Source organism: Pseudomonas sp. ADAK7, assembly GCF_012935675.1.
GTDB lineage: Bacteria > Pseudomonadota > Gammaproteobacteria > Pseudomonadales > Pseudomonadaceae > Aquipseudomonas.
Genome location: NZ_CP052861.1, coordinates 6214505 through 6233952 on the forward strand (window position 1 = coordinate 6214505; position 19448 = coordinate 6233952).

Consider the following 19448-nt stretch of genomic DNA (forward strand, 5'->3'; position numbering starts at 1 on the left):
CCTCCGTGGAAGAACCTAATGAAAAGCGCAGAAATCCGTGAAGCCTTCCTTCGCTTCTTCGAAGAGCAAGGCCACACCCGTGTAGCCTCCAGCTCTTTGATTCCGGGCAACGACCCAACCCTGCTGTTCACTAACGCGGGGATGAACCAGTTCAAGGACTGCTTCCTGGGCCAGGAAAAACGTGCGTACACCCGTGCGACCAGCAGCCAGAAGTGCGTGCGCGCCGGTGGCAAGAACAGTGACCTCGAAAACGTCGGTTACACCGCTCGTCACCACACATTTTTCGAAATGCTGGGTAACTTCAGCTTCGGTGACTATTTCAAGCAGGACGCGATCACCTACGCCTGGACCTTCCTGACCGACGTCCTGAAGCTGCCCAAGGAAAAACTCTGGGTAACGGTCTACGCCTCGGATGACGAGGCCTATGACATCTGGACCAAGCAGATCGGCGTGCCCGTCGAGCGCATGATCCGCATCGGCGACAACAAAGGCGCGCCGTACGCGTCCGACAATTTCTGGACCATGGGCGATACCGGCCCATGCGGTCCGTGCACCGAGATTTTCTACGATCACGGCGACCATATCTGGGGCGGCCCACCGGGCTCGCCGGAAGAAGACGGTGACCGTTACATCGAGATCTGGAACAACGTGTTCATGCAGTTCAACCGCACCGCCGATGGCGTGTTGCATCCGTTGCCAGCGCCGTCGGTAGACACCGGCATGGGCCTGGAGCGGATCAGTGCGGTGATGCAGCACGTTCATTCCAACTACGAAATCGACCTGTTCAAGAACCTGTTGAGCGCTTCGGCCCAGGCCATTGGCTGCAGCAATGACGATCAGTCGTCGCTGAAAGTGGTTTCCGACCACATCCGTTCCTGCGGTTTCCTGATTGCCGACGGCGTGCTGCCATCCAACGAAGGCCGCGGTTACGTGCTGCGCCGGATCATTCGTCGTGCCTGCCGTCACGGTAACAAGCTGGGCGCGACCGGCAGTTTCTTCTACAAGATCGTGGCTGCGCTGGTGGCCGAGATGGGCGAAGCCTTCCCGGAACTCAAGCAGCAACAAGCCAACATCGAGCGCGTGCTCAAGGCTGAAGAAGAGCAGTTCTCCAAGACCCTGGAGCACGGCCTGAAGATTCTCGAGCAGGATCTGCTGGAACTCAAAGGCACCGTGGTGCCGGGCGACGTGGTGTTCAAGCTGTATGACACCTACGGTTTCCCGATGGACCTGACCGCTGACATCGCCCGCGAACGCAACCTGACCGTCGACGAAGTTGGTTTCGAGCGTGAAATGGAAGCCCAGCGCGTGCGTGCGCGTTCGGCCAGCTCCTTCGGCCTCGACTACAACACGTTGGTCAAGGTTGACGTGGCGACCGAATTCACCGGCTACAAGGCCACCAGCGGTTCGGCGAAAATTGTCGCTATCTATAAAGAAGGTCAGTCGGTCGACGTCTTGAGTGAAGGTGAAGAGGGCGTGATCGTTCTCAACCAGACGCCGTTCTACGCTGAATCCGGCGGCCAGATTGGCGATTGCGGTTATCTGCAAGTCGGCAGCAGCCGTTTCGACGTGCGCGACACCACCAAGACTGGCGGTGCATTCCTGCACCACGGCGTGGCGGTGTTGGGCAGCCTGACCATCGGCGCGCCGGTAGAGACGCATGTCGATGCCGAAGTACGCCACGCCACGTCGCTGAACCACTCGGCGACGCACTTGCTGCACGCGGCATTGCGTCAGGTGTTGGGCGAACACGTTCAACAGAAAGGTTCGTTGGTCGACAGTCAGCGCCTGCGCTTTGACTTCAGCCACTTCGAAGCCATCAAGCCTGAGCAGTTGAAAGCCTTGGAAGACATCGTCAACGCCGAGATTCGCAAGAACTCCGCGGTTGAAACCGAAGAAACCGATATTGAAACCGCCAAGCAAAAAGGCGCCATGGCGCTGTTTGGCGAGAAGTACGGCGACAACGTGCGTGTGCTGAGCATGGGCGGTGATTTTTCCGTCGAGCTGTGCGGTGGCATCCACGCCAACCGTACCGGCGACATCGGCTTGCTGAAAATCATCAGCGAAGGCGGTGTGGCTTCCGGCGTGCGTCGTATCGAAGCGGTCACTGGTGCGCAAGCGCTGGCTTACTTGAACGCTGCCGAAGAACAACTCAAGGAAGCGGCCAACCTGGTCAAGGGTAGCCGCGACAACCTGATCGACAAGCTGTCGGCTGTGCTGGAGCGCAACCGTCTGCTGGAGAAGCAACTCGAGCAGTTGCAAGCCAAGGCTGCCAGCGCGGCGGGCGACGATCTGTCGGCTAGCGCACTGGATGTCAAAGGCGTGAAAGTGCTGGCCGTGCGTCTGGACGGTCAGGACGGCAAGGCGCTGCTGGCGCTGGTCGATCAATTGAAAAACAAACTCGGCCGCGCAGTGATCCTGCTCGGCAGTGTCCATGAGGAAAAGGTCGTTCTGGTTGCAGGCGTAACCAAGGACCTGACTGGCCAACTCAAAGCCGGTGATTTGATGAAGCAAGCTGCTGCGGCAGTGGGCGGGAAGGGCGGTGGTCGTCCGGACATGGCGCAGGGCGGTGGTGTAGACGCCGGCGCGCTGGACGTGGCATTGGCCCTGACCGTTCCATTTGTAGAGCAGGGTTTATAAGGCGGTTGGCCGGACGCGCGGTCTAGTGGCGGGTCCGGCAACTGTTTGAGTGATTATTGGGCGCCCTTCATGGGCAGAGGCGGCTTTGAAATGGCTTTGATCGTACAGAAATTTGGAGGCACCTCGGTCGGCACCGTCGAGAGAATCGAGCAGGTTGCCGACAAGGTTAAGAAATTCCGCGATGCCGGCGATGACCTGGTGGTTGTGCTGTCTGCAATGAGCGGCGAGACCAACCGTCTGATCGATCTGGCCAAGCAAATCAGTGGCGACAATCAGCCAGTTCCCCGTGAGCTGGATGTGATCGTTTCCACCGGTGAGCAGGTGACGATTGCCCTGCTGGCCATGGCGCTGATCAAGCGCGGCGTGCCAGCGGTGTCCTACACCGGCAATCAGGTACGGATTCTGACGGACAGCGCGCACAATAAAGCGCGTATCTTGCAGATTGACGATCAGAAGATTCGTGGTGACTTGAAGGCAGGTCGCGTGGTGGTTGTCGCCGGTTTCCAGGGCGTCGACGAACACGGCAACATCACCACCTTGGGTCGTGGCGGTTCCGACACCACCGGCGTGGCGCTGGCAGCAGCCCTGAAGGCTGATGAATGCCAGATCTACACCGATGTGGACGGCGTCTACACCACCGACCCGCGCGTCGTGTCCGTGGCACAGCGCCTGGACAAGATTACCTTCGAAGAGATGCTGGAAATGGCCAGCCTCGGTTCCAAGGTGTTGCAGATCCGTGCGGTGGAATTCGCCGGCAAGTACAACGTTCCGCTGCGCGTACTGCACAGCTTCAAGGAGGGTCCGGGCACCCTCATTACTATTGATGAAGAGGAAACCATGGAACAGCCGATCATTTCCGGCATCGCTTTCAATCGCGATGAAGCCAAGCTGACCATCCGTGGCGTGCCAGACACCCCGGGTGTGGCGTTCAAGATTCTTGGGCCGATCAGTGGCGCGAACATCGAAGTCGACATGATCGTGCAGAACGTTGCGCACGATAACACCACCGACTTCACCTTCACCGTGCACCGCAATGACTTCCAGGCCGCGCAAACCGTGCTGGAAAACACCGCTCGCGAGATCGGTGCCCGTGAAGTCGTGGGTGACATCAAGATCGCCAAGGTCTCGATTGTCGGCGTCGGCATGCGTTCACACGCAGGTGTGGCCAGCCGTATGTTCGAATCCCTGGCCAAGGAAAGTATCAATATCCAGATGATCTCGACCTCGGAAATCAAAGTCTCCGTGGTGATCGAAGAGAAGTACCTGGAACTGGCTGTGCGCGCTCTGCACACGGCTTTCGAACTGGACGCGCCGGCCCGTCAGGGCGAGTGATGCGTTTACCGAAGGGCGCGGTCTGACCGCGCCCTTCGTCTTTTTTGAATGGCGCGACCCAGGACTCTGTTCTTTTGCTCGCGCTGGTCAATACTCAGGCATGTAGGGCTGCGATCGTTCCGGTTGTAGGTCGAGTGCCTTTTTTTTGCAGACTGTTGTCCCTGAACTGAAATGCGTGAGGAGAAAGGTATGCTGATTCTGACTCGTCGGTGCGCAGAAAGCCTGATTATTGGTGATGGCGAAATCACTGTGACCGTGCTCGGCGTTAAAGGAAATCAAGTGCGTATTGGTGTTAACGCACCGAAAGAGGTTGCTGTTCACCGCGAGGAAATCTACCTGCGGATCAAGAAAGAGAAGGACGACGAACCAAGCCATTAATTTTTATCGTTTTTTATGTTTGCAAACGGGGAAAAGGTTGGTTAAGATACGCCCCGTGTTGCGGAGAGCTGGCCGAGTGGCCGAAGGCGCTCCCCTGCTAAGGGAGTACACCTCAAAAGGGTGTCGGGGGTTCGAATCCCCCGTTCTCCGCCATTATTTGCGTAGTACGTTGTAATCTGGCTTCTTCGGTAAGTTGTTGAAATTACTAGAAAAAGTGTTTGACATAGAGATTAGACGGCCTATAATGCGCGGCAACAAATGCACTCGTAGCTCAGCTGGATAGAGTACTCGGCTACGAACCGAGCGGTCACAGGTTCGAATCCTGTCGAGTGCACCATTTAAGAGTTGTTTGCAGTAATGCGAGCGACTTTGCTTCAGCCAGTTGTGGTCTGGTTTAAAAACACAAAATGCACTCGTAGCTCAGCTGGATAGAGTACTCGGCTACGAACCGAGCGGTCACAGGTTCGAATCCTGTCGAGTGCACCAAACACCAAAAAGCCCGCGTTTAACGCGGGCTTTTTGCCGTCTGGGGTTTGGCTTTTCCTTTGACACATCCTTTCTCATCGAACTCGACATGTGCGCTGCGACCTCGCTTGAGGTCATAACGGTAGCTCGTGGCCGAATTACGAATACTGATCTTGTCCGGTTTGCCGAGGGCGCTTTCGACGTCCTGCTGAGTCATGCCGGCAATCACCCGTTGATTGATGATCGCTTCGCGACGCTGCTTGGCGTTGATCAGGTTGCCACATTTGTCCTCTGATTGACCGACGACGGTTGGCTCTCTTCTATTTGCATTCGCGCCTGGGGTTTGCTGAGTGGTGGCTTCGGGCATGATCGCGTAGGTGGTGCCTGGCATGAAGGGGTGAGCGGTCTGGAGTGAAAGGCTCTCATTGGCCTTGCAGCTCATCGTAGTAAAGGTAATGCCTCCGTCAGGTGCCTCGCATCGGTGAACGGTCGCAGCAAGCAGCATGATTGGCAGGCAGAGCAGGGTGGTCAGCAAGAGCAGATGTGTGTTCGATGGCATTCGGCGTCCTCCATGACGTTCAATCTGAAGGGTAGCTGTTACTTTTTTCGAGTGCGTTGTGTTTTCTTTTCAGGATAAGTCGTCGCAATTGATGTCTGAAGACAGGGCTCAGGTTTGTCTTGCAAGCGCTTGTTTCAGCCGCGATTTTTTAACGTTTTAAACCGTCAGGCGGTGTATCATTGCGCCCGTCAGCCCCGCCGGGGCTTATGGAAAACCTCCATGGACTTACCCAGTAGTTGTTCAGTACCCCGTTTTTCCAATCATGAATTGACTGATTGATCCTTCCGGCGTGCCCCGCTGCTGGGAGTGGAGTTCGCCTATGTCTGAAGTTGAAGTAAAGAAAACGCAGGAAAGCTTGCAGGACCGCCTCGCTCAAGTCGTTGAGCTGTTGCAGCGTCAGCGAGTGGTCGAAGACCTGACTCATCGCCAGGAAGGTCCGCATCACGACCGGGTCGAGAACCTGGTTCACCGGCAAAATCTCGTCGAGCTGCAACGCAAGCTCGATGATCTGCACTCCGCCGACGTTGCCTACATCCTTGAAGCCTTGCCGCTGGACGATCGTCTGACGCTCTGGCAATTGGTCAAGGCTGATCGTGACGGCGACATCCTTCTCGAAGTATCCGATTCGGTTCGTGAAACGCTGATCGCCGACATGGACGATCACGAGCTCCTGGCTGCGGCCAAGGACATGGATGCCGACGAACTTGCTGACCTGGCTTCCGAGCTGCCGCGAGACGTCGTCCATGAGCTGATGGAAACCCTTGATGGTCAACAGCGTGAGCGCGTTCGCTCCGCGTTGTCCTATGACGAGGAGCAGGTCGGCGCACTGATGGACTTCGAGATGGTGACGATCCGTGAGGATGTCAGTCTCGAAGTGGTTCTGCGTTACCTGCGTCGTCTCAAGGAGTTGCCGGGGCACACCGACAAGTTGTTCGTGGTCGACTACGACGGCGTACTCAAGGGTGTGCTGCCCATCAAGCGGTTGCTGGTCAACGATCCGGATAAACAGGTTTCCGAAGTCATGGCCAGCGATCCGGTGAGTTTTCACCCGGACGAAGACGCCTACGATGCCGCTCAGGCGTTCGAGCGTTACGACTTGATCTCTGCGCCGGTGGTCGACAAAAACGGCAAGCTGATCGGTCGTTTGACCATCGATGAAATGGTCGACCTGATTCGTGAAGAGAGCGAAAACGAAGTTCTCAACATGGCGGGTCTGCGCGAAGAAGAAGACATTTTCGCGTCAGTCTGGAAATCCCTGCGTAACCGCTGGTCCTGGCTGGCGGTGAACCTGGTGACTGCGTTTGTAGCCTCCCGGGTAATTGGCCTGTTCGAAGGCTCCATCGAGAAGCTGGTGGCGCTCGCAGCATTGATGCCTATCGTGGCGGGGATTGGTGGCAACTCAGGTAACCAGACGATTACCATGATCGTTCGGGCCATGGCGCTGGACCAGGTCAGTACCGGCAATACCTCGCGCTTGATGCGCAAGGAGCTCGCGGTCGGCTTGATCAATGGCCTGGTCTGGGGCGGGGTAATTGGTGTCGTCGCCTATTTGCTCTATGGAAGTTGGTCCCTTGGTGTCGTAATGACTGCAGCGATGACGCTTAACTTGTTACTGGCGGCGCTGATGGGGGTATTGATTCCCATGACTCTGGCACGCCTGGGGCGCGACCCGGCAATGGGTGCCAGTGTAATGATCACTGCCATGACCGACAGCGGTGGGTTCTTCATCTTCCTTGGGTTGGCGACCATCTTCCTGCTTTGACTTGAATCTTGAAAGCCCGCCATATTGGCGGGCTTTTTTGTGCCTCAAATTCAAGGCAAAAAAAAGCCAGCGATTATGCTGGCTTGAATTTTTTGGGGTGGATCAGGACGCGTCTGCGGCCATTTCAGCGTCATGGGCGATCAGCGAAACAAGAGCGTTTTGCTGACGGTGGGAGAGTTGGCGGAAGCGCTGCAGCAGTTCGCGTTCGTGCAACGACAGCTCCGGGCTGTCCAGGCGCATGCTCAGCTCTTCGCCCAGTGCACCTTCCTGAATAAGACTCTGCTCAAGGCGCGCAATGATTTCGGAGTTCATGCTGCGATGATGATTGCGAGCCACCTCGGCAATGCGTTCACGCATTCCGTCTGGCAGACGTACGACAAACTTGTCAGCCGTACGGCTGGAATAAATTGCCTGTTTCAATGGGCGCATATATTTAACCGGTTAGTTCAGGGGAGCGGTTCTCGGGATTGGCCGCAGGATGTCTGATAGGACAAGCACTCTGGCCAAATGTTCAACCTGAATTGATAGAGGCTCGCATCATGCCTCAAAGTAGCCAGTTCATTGGCGTCAATTCTGTGACAAATATTGAACTGGATAAAGGCGTTATGCCAGCACCAATTATCAGAAATGCGGACTGGTTTGAAAAGTTTACCCTGGCCCATATCTCTGACCGCGTCCTGTTGCCCGGCAGGTGATGTCCTGAGACGCCTGAAGGTGCATGCTGTGCGGATTCGATCATCGTTCCTTGCCTTATAGAGGATAGTGGCAAATGGCCGATTTACTAGAGGCGAACCTGTCGTGCGGGATGATTTCAGGATGGATGGCAGATTGATTTATCTGATGGGGCCGTCGGGGGCTGGTAAAGACAGTCTCATCGATGCGGCGCGAGAGCCTTTGCAGGCGCTGGGTTGCGAAGTGGTGCGGCGGGTCATCACACGTTCAGCCGAATCTGTAGGTGAGGACGCCGTAGGGGTTACGCCTGAGGAGTTCGAGCGGCGCAAGGAGAAGGGTGGCTTCGCGCTCTTTTGGCGCGCCAATGGCTTGGATTACGGTATTCCCGTTGAAATCGATCAGTGGCTCCAAAATGGGCGCGACGTTCTGGTCAATGGTTCTCGGGAGTATTTACCGGTCGCGCTGGAGCGCTATCCGGCGATTCTGCCAGTGCTGCTCACGGTCAAGGAGGGAGTGTTACGCGAGCGGTTGTTGCGGCGGGGGCGTGAGAGCCTGGAGGACATTGACGCCAGGCTTCGACGCAACAGGCTATTCGCAGTTGGCGATTCGATCGGTGATACTTCAATCCAGCGACTCGATAATTCCGGCGACTTGGCTGGCACAGTTTCCAATCTTCTGCGTCTGCTGGGGCTTAGCGTAAAACCGGGTCAAATTTGATTCGACGTCCGGCGATCAATGCCAGTACGAACAATGCCCCAAAGACGCCGCAGGCAATTAACGGCACGGTGAGCATTGTGTCCTGATCCAGGGATAGATGAAGGATGCCACTCAACAAGGCCAGGATAAAAAATCCAGTGGCTGATTTGGACATGCGGTGCTCCTGGTAGGGAAAGTCAAAATATCAATCGTTCGGAAGATGGTGTCTGTAGCGGAGAGCTCTCTTGACTCACTTCCTGATTTACAAACATGTGCTGGTCACTCATGACCGCCAATTGAGGTGCTTTCTGCAGTTGGAGGTAGTGGGGCATGCGCTGGGCAACCACTTCTGCGTTACCCTCGGGGATTAATTGAAAGCCAAGCAGCACGGTCAGGGCGATCGCATTCGAGAGTAATAAGGCGCCGTGCATGGGGTTATCCTCCATTGTTCTTGGAGAATAGTTAAAGCAGTCCGCATGCCAAGAGTCTAACGGCTATTAAATCCTTTAAAAACAATGGATTGGGGTTTAATGGCAAAAAGGTGTCAGTGCAATTTGCAATGATGGCTTTTTGGGGTGATGCAATTTGCACGGCAGGCAATGCCTTTGGGGGTGTGAGGCGATTGCCTACACTTAAAAAGCCGAAGGACGACATGACAAAAGCGGGCCTGCCCGTTAACATGCTCGCCGTCCATCGTACTGCGGTTCTCGCGGGCGACTTGTGTCTCAGTAGCTCAATTGGATAGAGCATCCCCCTCCTAAGGGGAAGGTTGGCAGTTCGAACCTGCCCTGGGACACCACTTTTCCTTTCAGCTTAGCCTCTTCATCCCTGAATTCTCTTTCTGGTTCTCAATCGCTTCCTTAAGCGGGCGTTGGGTCTGGATGCATTTTTCGTGGGTGCTTTCCGGGAGGTTGGGGGCTTTGAGGTTCTCTTCTATATAGAGGAAGCTTTCTGCTCTCCGGAGTGTTTGCCTGCTTTCTGCAAGTTATTGATAGAAAAACCAAATCATCGCTTGACGGCAGATTCTGGAAGTCTATAATTCGCCCCACTTCCGGCGCAGTCGAAACGGAAAACTCTTTGGTAAACAAAGAGTTACGCAGTTTTCGACAGCGAGTTGCTTCAGGTCATCGAAGCCCAGAAGGAGTTGGTTGAGCGGTGTTGTTTGGCTCGATTGACGGTTCGATCTTCTCGGTCGAAAGCGGAACAAAAGAGGTGTTGACAGCAGCGAGTAACGCTGTAGAATTCGCCTCCCGCTAACGAGAGATCGGAAGCGCAAGTGGTTGAAGTTGCAAAGGAAACTTTGAAAACTTCTGAAAATAACCGCTTGACAGTAACTGGCGCTGCTGTAGAATGCGCGCCTCGGTTGAGACGAAAGATCTTAACCCGCCGCTCTTTAACAACTGAATCAAGCAATTCGTGTGGGTGCTTGTGGAGTCAGACTGATAGTCAACAAGATTATCAGCATCACAAGTTACTCCGCGAGAAATCAAAGATGTAACCAACGATTGCTGAGCCAAGTTTAGGGTTTCTTAAAAACCCAAAGATGTTTGAACTGAAGAGTTTGATCATGGCTCAGATTGAACGCTGGCGGCAGGCCTAACACATGCAAGTCGAGCGGCAGCACGGGTACTTGTACCTGGTGGCGAGCGGCGGACGGGTGAGTAATGCCTAGGAATCTGCCTGGTAGTGGGGGATAACGCTCGGAAACGGACGCTAATACCGCATACGTCCTACGGGAGAAAGCAGGGGACCTTCGGGCCTTGCGCTATCAGATGAGCCTAGGTCGGATTAGCTAGTTGGTGAGGTAATGGCTCACCAAGGCGACGATCCGTAACTGGTCTGAGAGGATGATCAGTCACACTGGAACTGAGACACGGTCCAGACTCCTACGGGAGGCAGCAGTGGGGAATATTGGACAATGGGCGAAAGCCTGATCCAGCCATGCCGCGTGTGTGAAGAAGGTCTTCGGATTGTAAAGCACTTTAAGTTGGGAGGAAGGGCATTTACCTAATACGTAAGTGTTTTGACGTTACCGACAGAATAAGCACCGGCTAACTCTGTGCCAGCAGCCGCGGTAATACAGAGGGTGCAAGCGTTAATCGGAATTACTGGGCGTAAAGCGCGCGTAGGTGGTTCGTTAAGTTGGATGTGAAATCCCCGGGCTCAACCTGGGAACTGCATTCAAAACTGTCGAGCTAGAGTATGGTAGAGGGTGGTGGAATTTCCTGTGTAGCGGTGAAATGCGTAGATATAGGAAGGAACACCAGTGGCGAAGGCGACCACCTGGACTGATACTGACACTGAGGTGCGAAAGCGTGGGGAGCAAACAGGATTAGATACCCTGGTAGTCCACGCCGTAAACGATGTCAACTAGCCGTTGGGAGCCTTGAGCTCTTAGTGGCGCAGCTAACGCATTAAGTTGACCGCCTGGGGAGTACGGCCGCAAGGTTAAAACTCAAATGAATTGACGGGGGCCCGCACAAGCGGTGGAGCATGTGGTTTAATTCGAAGCAACGCGAAGAACCTTACCAGGCCTTGACATCCAATGAACTTTCCAGAGATGGATTGGTGCCTTCGGGAACATTGAGACAGGTGCTGCATGGCTGTCGTCAGCTCGTGTCGTGAGATGTTGGGTTAAGTCCCGTAACGAGCGCAACCCTTGTCCTTAGTTACCAGCACGTTATGGTGGGCACTCTAAGGAGACTGCCGGTGACAAACCGGAGGAAGGTGGGGATGACGTCAAGTCATCATGGCCCTTACGGCCTGGGCTACACACGTGCTACAATGGTCGGTACAGAGGGTTGCCAAGCCGCGAGGTGGAGCTAATCCCAGAAAACCGATCGTAGTCCGGATCGCAGTCTGCAACTCGACTGCGTGAAGTCGGAATCGCTAGTAATCGCGAATCAGAATGTCGCGGTGAATACGTTCCCGGGCCTTGTACACACCGCCCGTCACACCATGGGAGTGGGTTGCACCAGAAGTAGCTAGTCTAACCTTCGGGAGGACGGTTACCACGGTGTGATTCATGACTGGGGTGAAGTCGTAACAAGGTAGCCGTAGGGGAACCTGCGGCTGGATCACCTCCTTAATCGACGACATCAGCTGCTCCATAAGTTCCCACACGAATTGCTTGATTCATTGAAGAAGACGATAAAGAAGCAGCCCGAAATTGGGTCTGTAGCTCAGTTGGTTAGAGCGCACCCCTGATAAGGGTGAGGTCGGCAGTTCGAATCTGCCCAGACCCACCAATTTTGCTTGTGTGGGAAACGCCTGTAGAAATACGGGGCCATAGCTCAGCTGGGAGAGCGCCTGCCTTGCACGCAGGAGGTCAACGGTTCGATCCCGTTTGGCTCCACCACTACTGCTTCTGTTTGTTGAAAGCTTAGAAATGAGCATTCCACCAAGACGGTGATGAATGTTGATTTCTAGTCTTTGATTAGATCGTTCTTTAAAAATTTGGGTATGTGATAGAAAGATAGACTGAACGTTACTTTCACTGGTAACGGATCAGGCTAAGGTAAAATTTGTGAGTAATTGCGAATTTTCGGCGAATGTCGTCTTCACAGTATAACCAGATTGCTTGGGGTTATATGGTCAAGTGAAGAAGCGCATACGGTGGATGCCTTGGCAGTCAGAGGCGATGAAAGACGTGGTAGCCTGCGAAAAGCTTCGGGGAGTCGGCAAACAGACTTTGATCCGGAGATGTCTGAATGGGGGAACCCACCTAACATAAGTTAGGTATCTTAAGCTGAATACATAGGCTTAAGAAGCGAACCAGGGGAACTGAAACATCTAAGTACCCTGAGGAAAAGAAATCAACCGAGATTCCCTTAGTAGTGGCGAGCGAACGGGGACTAGCCCTTAAGTGGCTTTGAGATTAGCGGAACGCTCTGGAAAGTGCGGCCATAGTGGGTGATAGCCCTGTACGCGAAAATCTCTTAGTCATGAAATCGAGTAGGACGGAGCACGAGAAACTTTGTCTGAATATGGGGGGACCATCCTCCAAGGCTAAATACTACTGACTGACCGATAGTGAACTAGTACCGTGAGGGAAAGGCGAAAAGAACCCCGGAGAGGGGAGTGAAATAGATCCTGAAACCGTATGCGTACAAGCAGTGGGAGCCCACTTTGTTGGGTGACTGCGTACCTTTTGTATAATGGGTCAGCGACTTATTTTCAGTGGCGAGCTTAACCGAATAGGGAGGCGTAGCGAAAGCGAGTCTTAATAGGGCGTCTAGTCGCTGGGAATAGACCCGAAACCGGGCGATCTATCCATGGGCAGGTTGAAGGTTGGGTAACACTAACTGGAGGACCGAACCGACTACCGTTGAAAAGTTAGCGGATGACCTGTGGATCGGAGTGAAAGGCTAATCAAGCTCGGAGATAGCTGGTTCTCCTCGAAAGCTATTTAGGTAGCGCCTCATGTATCACTGTAGGGGGTAGAGCACTGTTTCGGCTAGGGGGTCATCCCGACTTACCAAACCGATGCAAACTCCGAATACCTACAAGTGCCGAGCATGGGAGACACACGGCGGGTGCTAACGTCCGTCGTGAAAAGGGAAACAACCCAGACCGTCAGCTAAGGTCCCAAAGTTATGGTTAAGTGGGAAACGATGTGGGAAGGCTTAGACAGCTAGGAGGTTGGCTTAGAAGCAGCCACCCTTTAAAGAAAGCGTAATAGCTCACTAGTCGAGTCGGCCTGCGCGGAAGATGTAACGGGGCTCAAACCATACACCGAAGCTACGGGTATCACTTAGGTGATGCGGTAGAGGAGCGTTCTGTAAGCCTGTGAAGGTGAGTTGAGAAGCTTGCTGGAGGTATCAGAAGTGCGAATGCTGACATGAGTAACGACAATGGGTGTGAAAAACACCCACGCCGAAAGACCAAGGTTTCCTGCGCAACGTTAATCGACGCAGGGTTAGTCGGTCCCTAAGGCGAGGCTGAAAAGCGTAGTCGATGGAAAACAGGTTAATATTCCTGTACTTCTGGTTATTGCGATGGAGGGACGGAGAAGGCTAGGCCAGCTTGGCGTTGGTTGTCCAAGTTTAAGGTGGTAGGCTGGAATCTTAGGTAAATCCGGGATTCTAAGGCCGAGAGCTGATGACGAGTGTTCTTTTAGAACACGAAGTGGTTGATGCCATGCTTCCAAGAAAAGCTTCTAAGCTTCAGGTAACCAGGAACCGTACCCCAAACCGACACAGGTGGTTGGGTAGAGAATACCAAGGCGCTTGAGAGAACTCGGGTGAAGGAACTAGGCAAAATGGCACCGTAACTTCGGGAGAAGGTGCGCCGGTGAGGGTGAAGCATTTACTGCGTAAGCCCATGCCGGTCGAAGATACCAGGCCGCTGCGACTGTTTATTAAAAACACAGCACTCTGCAAACACGAAAGTGGACGTATAGGGTGTGACGCCTGCCCGGTGCCGGAAGGTTAATTGATGGGGTTAGCTAACGCGAAGCTCTTGATCGAAGCCCCGGTAAACGGCGGCCGTAACTATAACGGTCCTAAGGTAGCGAAATTCCTTGTCGGGTAAGTTCCGACCTGCACGAATGGCGTAACGATGGCGGCGCTGTCTCCACCCGAGACTCAGTGAAATTGAAATCGCTGTGAAGATGCAGTGTATCCGCGGCTAGACGGAAAGACCCCGTGAACCTTTACTATAGCTTTGCACTGGACTTTGAATTTGCTTGTGTAGGATAGGTGGGAGGCTTTGAAGCGTGGACGCCAGTTCGCGTGGAGCCAACCTTGAAATACCACCCTGGCAACTTTGAGGTTCTAACTCAGGTCCGTTATCCGGATCGAGGACAGTGTATGGTGGGTAGTTTGACTGGGGCGGTCTCCTCCTAAAGAGTAACGGAGGAGTACGAAGGTGCGCTCAGACCGGTCGGAAATCGGTCGTAGAGTATAAAGGCAAAAGCGCGCTTGACTGCGAGACAGACACGTCGAGCAGGTACGAAAGTAGGTCTTAGTGATCCGGTGGTTCTGTATGGAAGGGCCATCGCTCAACGGATAAAAGGTACTCCGGGGATAACAGGCTGATACCGCCCAAGAGTTCATATCGACGGCGGTGTTTGGCACCTCGATGTCGGCTCATCACATCCTGGGGCTGAAGCCGGTCCCAAGGGTATGGCTGTTCGCCATTTAAAGTGGTACGCGAGCTGGGTTTAGAACGTCGTGAGACAGTTCGGTCCCTATCTGCCGTGGACGTTTGAGATTTGAGAGGGGCTGCTCCTAGTACGAGAGGACCGGAGTGGACGAACCTCTGGTGTTCCGGTTGTCACGCCAGTGGCATTGCCGGGTAGCTATGTTCGGAATAGATAACCGCTGAAAGCATCTAAGCGGGAAACTAGCCTCAAGATGAGATCTCACTGGGACCTTGAGTCCCCTGAAGGGCCGTCGAAGACTACGACGTTGATAGGTTGGGTGTGTAAGCGCTGTGAGGCGTTGAGCTAACCAATACTAATTGCCCGTGAGGCTTGACCATATAACACCCAAGCAATTTGTGAACTCGAGAGAGACCAGATTGCGGTGTGTGAAGACGCAATGAACCGAAAGTTCGCAGCAAAAAAACACACAAATCTATCGCATACCCATTCGCTGGAGCGTGAACCTGAAAAGGCAAACGACCTGGCTACCGAATTTCTTGACGACCATAGAGCATTGGAACCACCTGATCCCATCCCGAACTCAGCAGTGAAACGATGCATCGCCGATGGTAGTGTGGGGTTTCCCCATGTGAGAGTAGGTCATCGTCAAGATTAAATTCCGAAACCCCTATCTGCGTATGCAGGTAGGGGTTTTGTTTTGCCCGCGAGAAAGTGACCGAAAAAGACACAAATTAAAAAGCCCCACCAGAATTAACGGGTGGGGCTTTTTTACGCCTGTAACCCAAGCTGCCTATCAGCCGCCATTTTCCCCTTCGAACTGACCAACCGAAGTCGTTACATCGGTCATGCGACGTCGTCCATTCACTTGATAACTGCGCTCATCGCCCTCGAAGTCTGGTTTTCGCAGGTGGAGTTCCGCATACAGCCCATTTTTCTCGCTGTAACCACCAAACCAGTCCATCAACCTGCCGATATAGCACTGCTCACCAATCACGACAGACATGTCACCGACGATTTCAAAGGTGTAATGCCCCGTGCCATAGCTGTAGTAAGCGCCATCACCTTCCCCTGTCGACGGGATTGGGCACAGAGGGCTGCTTTGATCCCCAACATCTTTCGCCTCAATTTTGCTGACTTTGCCCAATGCCTGAGTCAGTGCTTTATGCAGCGCACCGTCCAGTCTGATGCTGGAGCCACTGGCCTCATCTTTTTGAATCTTCGGCACCCACAGTTGATAGCGATAATTGACGGCCACAATCGGAACTGAGCCGGGAACCTTAAACGGATCAAGAAAGTAAACCTGATCGATGCCGTAGTAGCTGTTTCGGTAAGCGGCATAAACCTGGCCACGAATATTTATCCAGTTGACTGACTGGTTGGCACCGCGATCATTGAGGGAAAACAGAGAACTTTCAGCATCCCCCGTACTTACCCGTCTGACAAATACGTCGCCAGTCCGACGAAACGTTTCTATAAAGGAAAATAGCCCGGTACCACCTGCGTAAGTGTCGACGACGAGATCCCGTAGACCATCTCCATCCAGGTCAATCAACATATATGAGGTATTGCCGTTCTCACCCGCGCCCGCGACTTTAGAGTTTGTGAGGGCCTGCCATTCATCCTGGGTAACGCCCTCGGGCATCTTCTTCGGAAAGTGCGCCTCTTCAAAGGCATTACCGTTATCCGCCTCGTTTGAAAAAGACGTGGTACCCGTCTTGATCGCCAGTGTGTGAAGTGCCCGCTCCAGCGGAAATTCGGCATCGGTTTTACTGGCCGTTAGAATCGCTTGCCTCACGTCATCCAACATCAACTTGACGCTTCCCGCTGGCTGATTGGCGGCAGCTTCATTCCGTTGCTCTTGCAGCGTCTGCAGACGCTCCCGATAACGCTGGTCAAGGCAATCCACGTTTTCAGCACACTGATCCCGGGTTTTCAGCCAAAGCCGTTGGGCAGTCTTCAGGTTGGATTTCACTTGCGGGTTGGCATCAATCACACCTCGATAAACCGAACCCATCTGAGTATCCAGTTCATACAACGCCGGATTCGCACAGATGGTTTTCTCAACGGTGCTTGCCGCTTTTGTACAGTCCATTCCAGTCGCCAGTGCATGCGGGGTAGCTAGCAAAGCACAAGCAGACAAAATGCAGCGTCCTTTGGTGTACACAGTAATCAGACCTTGAGTTCATAGAGTAAGTACGTCGCTCCCCAAGTGTGCATCAAGGCCCGCATCCGCGCATCCAAATGCATGTTTATACGCCCGCCGCTTCAAGGGAACGCCACTACTGGCCGATAACCCGAACGGTCGCTGTTCTCTTTGCTTGCGACAACTGGATAAATCGCTTGATAGCCTTTGGCCTGCAGTTATTATCTGCGCGCCGAAAGGGGCAGCGAGGCCGTGTATCTGTCTTTGGGTTGTTCTTCTTAAATTGCCTGGAAATCTTCGATGCTGTCGTATCACCAAAAGAGTTTTCTGATCGTCGATGATTTCTCGGATTTCCGCAGTTCCGTCAGGTCCATGCTGCGGGAGCTGGGCGTCAAGGATGTCGACACCGCTGATACCGGTGAACAGGCGCTGCGCATGTGTGCGCAGAAGTCCTACGATTTCATCCTGCAGGATTTTCATCTTGGCGATGGCAAGAAGAACGGTCAGCAGGTGCTCGAAGACCTGATGATCGAGAAGCTGATCAGCCATGAAAGCGTGTTTGTCATGGTCACCGCCGAGACCAGTCAGGCCATGGTGCTCAGTGCCCTGGAGCACGAGCCCGACGCTTACCTGACCAAGCCGTTCAATCGTTCCGGCCTGGCCCAGCGGCTGGAACGGCTGGTGCAGCGCAAAACCTTGCTCAAGCCGATCCTGCAGGCGCTTGACCGTGGTAAACCGGTGGAGGTGCTCAACGCCTGTATCGCCTTGTGCAAGCAGGACATCCGCTACTCGCCGTTGTGCCTGCGTTTTCGCGCCGATGCCCTGCGCGACCTGAATCAGAATGAGGCGTTGGAGCGACTCTACGACAGCATCATTGCTGATCGGCCTTTGCCCTGGGCGTTTGCCGGGTTGGGCAAATTGCTGTTCAAGCGCGGTCAGGTCGGCCAAGCCAAAGGCGTCTACGAAAAAGCGCTGAAGGTGTTCCCGATGATGCCGGCGCTCTACGATGGCATGGCTGATGTGCTGGTCGCCGAAGGCGATACCAAGGGCGCCCAGCGTGTGTTGGAGGAAGCCATTCGCCTGTCGCCATTGGCGGTGCGCCGGCAAGCATTGCTGGGTAAGTTGGCAATGACCAACGAAGATTTTGAAACCGCTTCCAAAGCCTATCGTCAGGCAGTGGCCCAAGGCGCTCAGTCCCGTTTCAAGGACGCGGAAAGCAATCTGGGCCTGGCTCACGCCTTGATCAGCAAAGGCAGTGAAAAGGGGCTGGACACCCGCACCCGCCTGGAAATCAACACGACCCTCAGCGCGGTGGCCAAGGAGAATCCCTCCGACCCCGGCCTGCAGATTCGTGCGCGGCTGATGAAAGCCACCAGCCTGCTGCTCAACGATGCCGAGACCGCCGAGAAGCTCACCGAACAAGCGATGATGCGCCTCGATGGCATGGAGCAATTCATGAGTGCCGAAGCGGCGCTGCTGGTGGCCAAGCAACTGCAAATGCTCGGACAGGCCAGTGCCGGTGCCTCGATGCTGAAAAACTGTGCCGAGATCTACGGCGACGACCCGACGGTGATGCAAGGCATCGCCAAGTTGACCGACGACCCGACCATCCTCAATGCCGGTAACGCCGCCGCCGACCTCAACCGTCAAGGCGTGCGGGTCTACAAGACCGGCAACCTGGTGGAAGCGCGGGACGTGTTCCGCAAAGCCCTGGCGCTGCAACCGAAGAACATCAGTATTGCGCTGAACATGGCGCAGTCACTGCTGCATGGCACCGACGCCAGCGCGCCTTCGGTGGAACTTGAAGAGTGTCGAGCCTGCCTGAAAATGGTGGGCCTGATGCCCGATACCGACCCGCGTTTTTCCCGTTATCAGAAGCTGCGAAGCAAGGCGTTTGGCGAATGAGCGACAGCGAACAGGCACTCGATTTCTCCACGGTGATTGCCTCTACCGTGCACGACATGAAGAACTCCCTGACCATGTTGATGCAGGCCCACAGCCAATGGCTGGCGCGGTTGCCTGATCAGCAGCACTCCAGGGAGCAAGGTGTTATCGACTTCGAATTTGCCCACCTCAACGGCATGCTGGTGCAGTTGCTGGGGCTGTATAAGCTCGGCGTCAACCAGATGCCGTTGCAGCCGGCTTATCACGAACTGGACGACTTTATTGAAGCGCAATTGGCGGCGCATCAAGAGGTGTTCGCCAGTCGCGGCATCATGGCGACGTACGAAGTCGATCCGCTGAGCCCGTTGGGTTTCTTCGACCGGGAACTGATCGCTTCGGTGCTGGCCAACAGCATCAACAATGCGATTCGCTATGCCAAGGATGCTTTGCTGGTCACGGTCAGCGACGAGGCCGGTCAGTTGGTGATCACCATCAACGATGATGGCGAGGGTTATCCGCCCGAGATGATCGAGCGCCAGGCTGATTACGTGCAGGGTATCAATCACAGCACCGGCAGCACGGGCCTGGGCCTGTACTTCGCCGGGCGGATCGCGGCATTGCATCAACGCAATGGCGTCGGTGGCTTCACACGAATCAGCAATGGCGGCCCGCTGGGTGGCGGCGTCTTCAGCCTCTACCTGCCCTGAGGTCGCCTTTACCGGTTTACGACGTTGTCCCGCTTTTTGTTCGCCGATGCTTGATATTCCGAACGGGCGGAGCCTATTTTGTACGGGTCGCCGTTCGCGGCTCGCAC

The 19448-nt window shown here is 54.6% G+C and carries 13 protein-coding genes, 6 tRNA genes and 3 rRNA genes; 17 read left to right on the plus strand and 5 right to left on the minus strand.

Annotated features, from left to right (window positions below):
• Positions 1 to 18 precede the first annotated feature (18 nt).
• The 6 genes from alaS (at position 19) to HKK53_RS28565 (ending at position 4833) form a co-directional block, all read left to right on the plus strand.
• The gene (alaS, locus tag HKK53_RS28540; RefSeq protein ID WP_169373524.1) at positions 19 to 2637 is read left to right on the plus strand and encodes an alanine--tRNA ligase; all 2619 of its coding nucleotides are present in this window, start codon (positions 19 to 21) and stop codon (positions 2635 to 2637) included.
• 90 nt (positions 2638 to 2727) lie between these two features.
• Entirely contained in the window at positions 2728 to 3969 is a 1242-nt protein-coding gene (locus HKK53_RS28545; protein WP_123407338.1) for an aspartate kinase, read from the plus strand.
• A gap of 189 nt (positions 3970 to 4158) precedes the next feature.
• Entirely contained in the window at positions 4159 to 4347 is a 189-nt protein-coding gene (gene csrA, locus HKK53_RS28550; RefSeq protein WP_003178872.1) for a carbon storage regulator CsrA, read from the plus strand.
• A gap of 62 nt (positions 4348 to 4409) precedes the next feature.
• Positions 4410 to 4500, plus strand: a tRNA-Ser gene (locus tag HKK53_RS28555).
• A gap of 107 nt (positions 4501 to 4607) precedes the next feature.
• Positions 4608 to 4684: transfer RNA gene (locus HKK53_RS28560), tRNA-Arg, on the plus strand.
• Between the two features lie 72 nt (positions 4685 to 4756).
• Positions 4757 to 4833, plus strand: a tRNA-Arg gene (locus HKK53_RS28565).
• Between the two features lie 19 nt (positions 4834 to 4852).
• Here HKK53_RS28565 and HKK53_RS28570 read toward each other — a convergent pair.
• Positions 4853 to 5371: a cell envelope protein SmpA gene (locus HKK53_RS28570; RefSeq protein ID WP_169373525.1), complete on the minus strand. Its 519-nt coding sequence runs from the start codon at positions 5369 to 5371 to the stop codon at positions 4853 to 4855.
• Positions 5372 to 5690: 319 nt separating this feature from the next.
• Here HKK53_RS28570 and mgtE point away from each other — a divergent pair, with 319 nt between their 5' ends.
• Positions 5691 to 7133 carry a magnesium transporter gene (mgtE, locus tag HKK53_RS28575; protein ID WP_149657762.1) on the plus strand — a complete coding sequence of 481 codons (1443 nt, stop codon included), beginning with the start codon at positions 5691 to 5693 and terminating at the stop codon, positions 7131 to 7133.
• 102 nt (positions 7134 to 7235) lie between these two features.
• Here mgtE and HKK53_RS28580 read toward each other — a convergent pair whose 3' ends face one another.
• Positions 7236 to 7562, minus strand: a complete 327-nt coding sequence (locus HKK53_RS28580) for an Arc family DNA-binding protein (RefSeq protein ID WP_003178899.1) — start codon at positions 7560 to 7562, stop codon at positions 7236 to 7238.
• 110 nt (positions 7563 to 7672) lie between these two features.
• Between HKK53_RS28580 and HKK53_RS28585 the strand changes: the two genes are divergently transcribed.
• Together HKK53_RS28585 and phnN are read left to right on the plus strand one after the other, a co-directional pair.
• The gene (locus HKK53_RS28585) at positions 7673 to 7828 is read left to right on the plus strand and encodes a hypothetical protein (RefSeq protein ID WP_169373526.1); all 156 of its coding nucleotides are present in this window, start codon (positions 7673 to 7675) and stop codon (positions 7826 to 7828) included.
• A gap of 121 nt (positions 7829 to 7949) precedes the next feature.
• Positions 7950 to 8522, plus strand: coding sequence for a phosphonate metabolism protein/1,5-bisphosphokinase (PRPP-forming) PhnN (phnN, locus tag HKK53_RS28590; protein WP_169373527.1), 573 nt, complete (start codon positions 7950 to 7952; stop codon positions 8520 to 8522).
• On the opposite strand, the gene HKK53_RS28595 is transcribed toward phnN, so the two are convergent.
• Both HKK53_RS28595 and HKK53_RS28600 read right to left on the minus strand, forming a co-directional pair.
• Complete coding sequence (locus HKK53_RS28595; protein WP_169373528.1) at positions 8497 to 8676, minus strand: PA3371 family protein; 180 nt, start codon at positions 8674 to 8676, stop codon at positions 8497 to 8499. The genes phnN and HKK53_RS28595 overlap by 26 nt on opposite strands.
• Before the next feature lie 22 nt (positions 8677 to 8698).
• Positions 8699 to 8932 carry a hypothetical protein gene (locus HKK53_RS28600; RefSeq protein WP_169373529.1) on the minus strand — a complete coding sequence of 78 codons (234 nt, stop codon included), beginning with the start codon at positions 8930 to 8932 and terminating at the stop codon, positions 8699 to 8701.
• Positions 8933 to 9223: 291 nt separating this feature from the next.
• On the opposite strand from HKK53_RS28600, the gene HKK53_RS28605 reads away from it, so the two are divergent.
• The 6 genes from HKK53_RS28605 to rrf all read left to right on the plus strand — a co-directional run bounded on the left by HKK53_RS28605 (position 9224) and on the right by rrf (position 15258).
• Positions 9224 to 9300: transfer RNA gene (locus HKK53_RS28605), tRNA-Arg, on the plus strand.
• 750 nt (positions 9301 to 10050) lie between these two features.
• Positions 10051 to 11589: ribosomal RNA gene (locus tag HKK53_RS28610) — 16S ribosomal RNA — on the plus strand.
• A gap of 83 nt (positions 11590 to 11672) precedes the next feature.
• Positions 11673 to 11749 (plus strand) — tRNA-Ile (locus tag HKK53_RS28615).
• A gap of 34 nt (positions 11750 to 11783) precedes the next feature.
• Positions 11784 to 11859 (plus strand) — tRNA-Ala (locus HKK53_RS28620).
• Positions 11860 to 12093: 234 nt separating this feature from the next.
• Positions 12094 to 14984, plus strand: a 23S ribosomal RNA gene (locus HKK53_RS28625).
• A 158-nt stretch (positions 14985 to 15142) separates the two neighbouring features.
• A 5S ribosomal RNA gene (rrf, locus tag HKK53_RS28630) occupies positions 15143 to 15258 on the plus strand.
• Together the 16S, 23S and 5S rRNA genes with 2 tRNA genes alongside form the textbook arrangement of a ribosomal RNA operon.
• Before the next feature lie 142 nt (positions 15259 to 15400).
• On the opposite strand, the gene HKK53_RS28635 is transcribed toward rrf, so the two are convergent.
• The gene (locus HKK53_RS28635; RefSeq protein ID WP_169373530.1) at positions 15401 to 16771 is read right to left on the minus strand and encodes a lysozyme inhibitor LprI family protein; all 1371 of its coding nucleotides are present in this window, start codon (positions 16769 to 16771) and stop codon (positions 15401 to 15403) included.
• Between the two features lie 279 nt (positions 16772 to 17050).
• On the opposite strand from HKK53_RS28635, the gene HKK53_RS28640 reads away from it, so the two are divergent.
• Positions 17051 to 18655 (plus strand): tetratricopeptide repeat-containing response regulator, encoded by a 1605-nt coding sequence (locus HKK53_RS28640; RefSeq protein WP_169373531.1) that lies wholly within the window; start codon positions 17051 to 17053, stop codon positions 18653 to 18655.
• Positions 18652 to 19341: a sensor histidine kinase gene (locus tag HKK53_RS28645; RefSeq protein ID WP_169373532.1), complete on the plus strand. Its 690-nt coding sequence runs from the start codon at positions 18652 to 18654 to the stop codon at positions 19339 to 19341. Before HKK53_RS28640 ends, HKK53_RS28645 begins: the two co-directional genes overlap by 4 nt.
• The last annotated feature ends 107 nt before the right edge of the window (positions 19342 to 19448 follow it).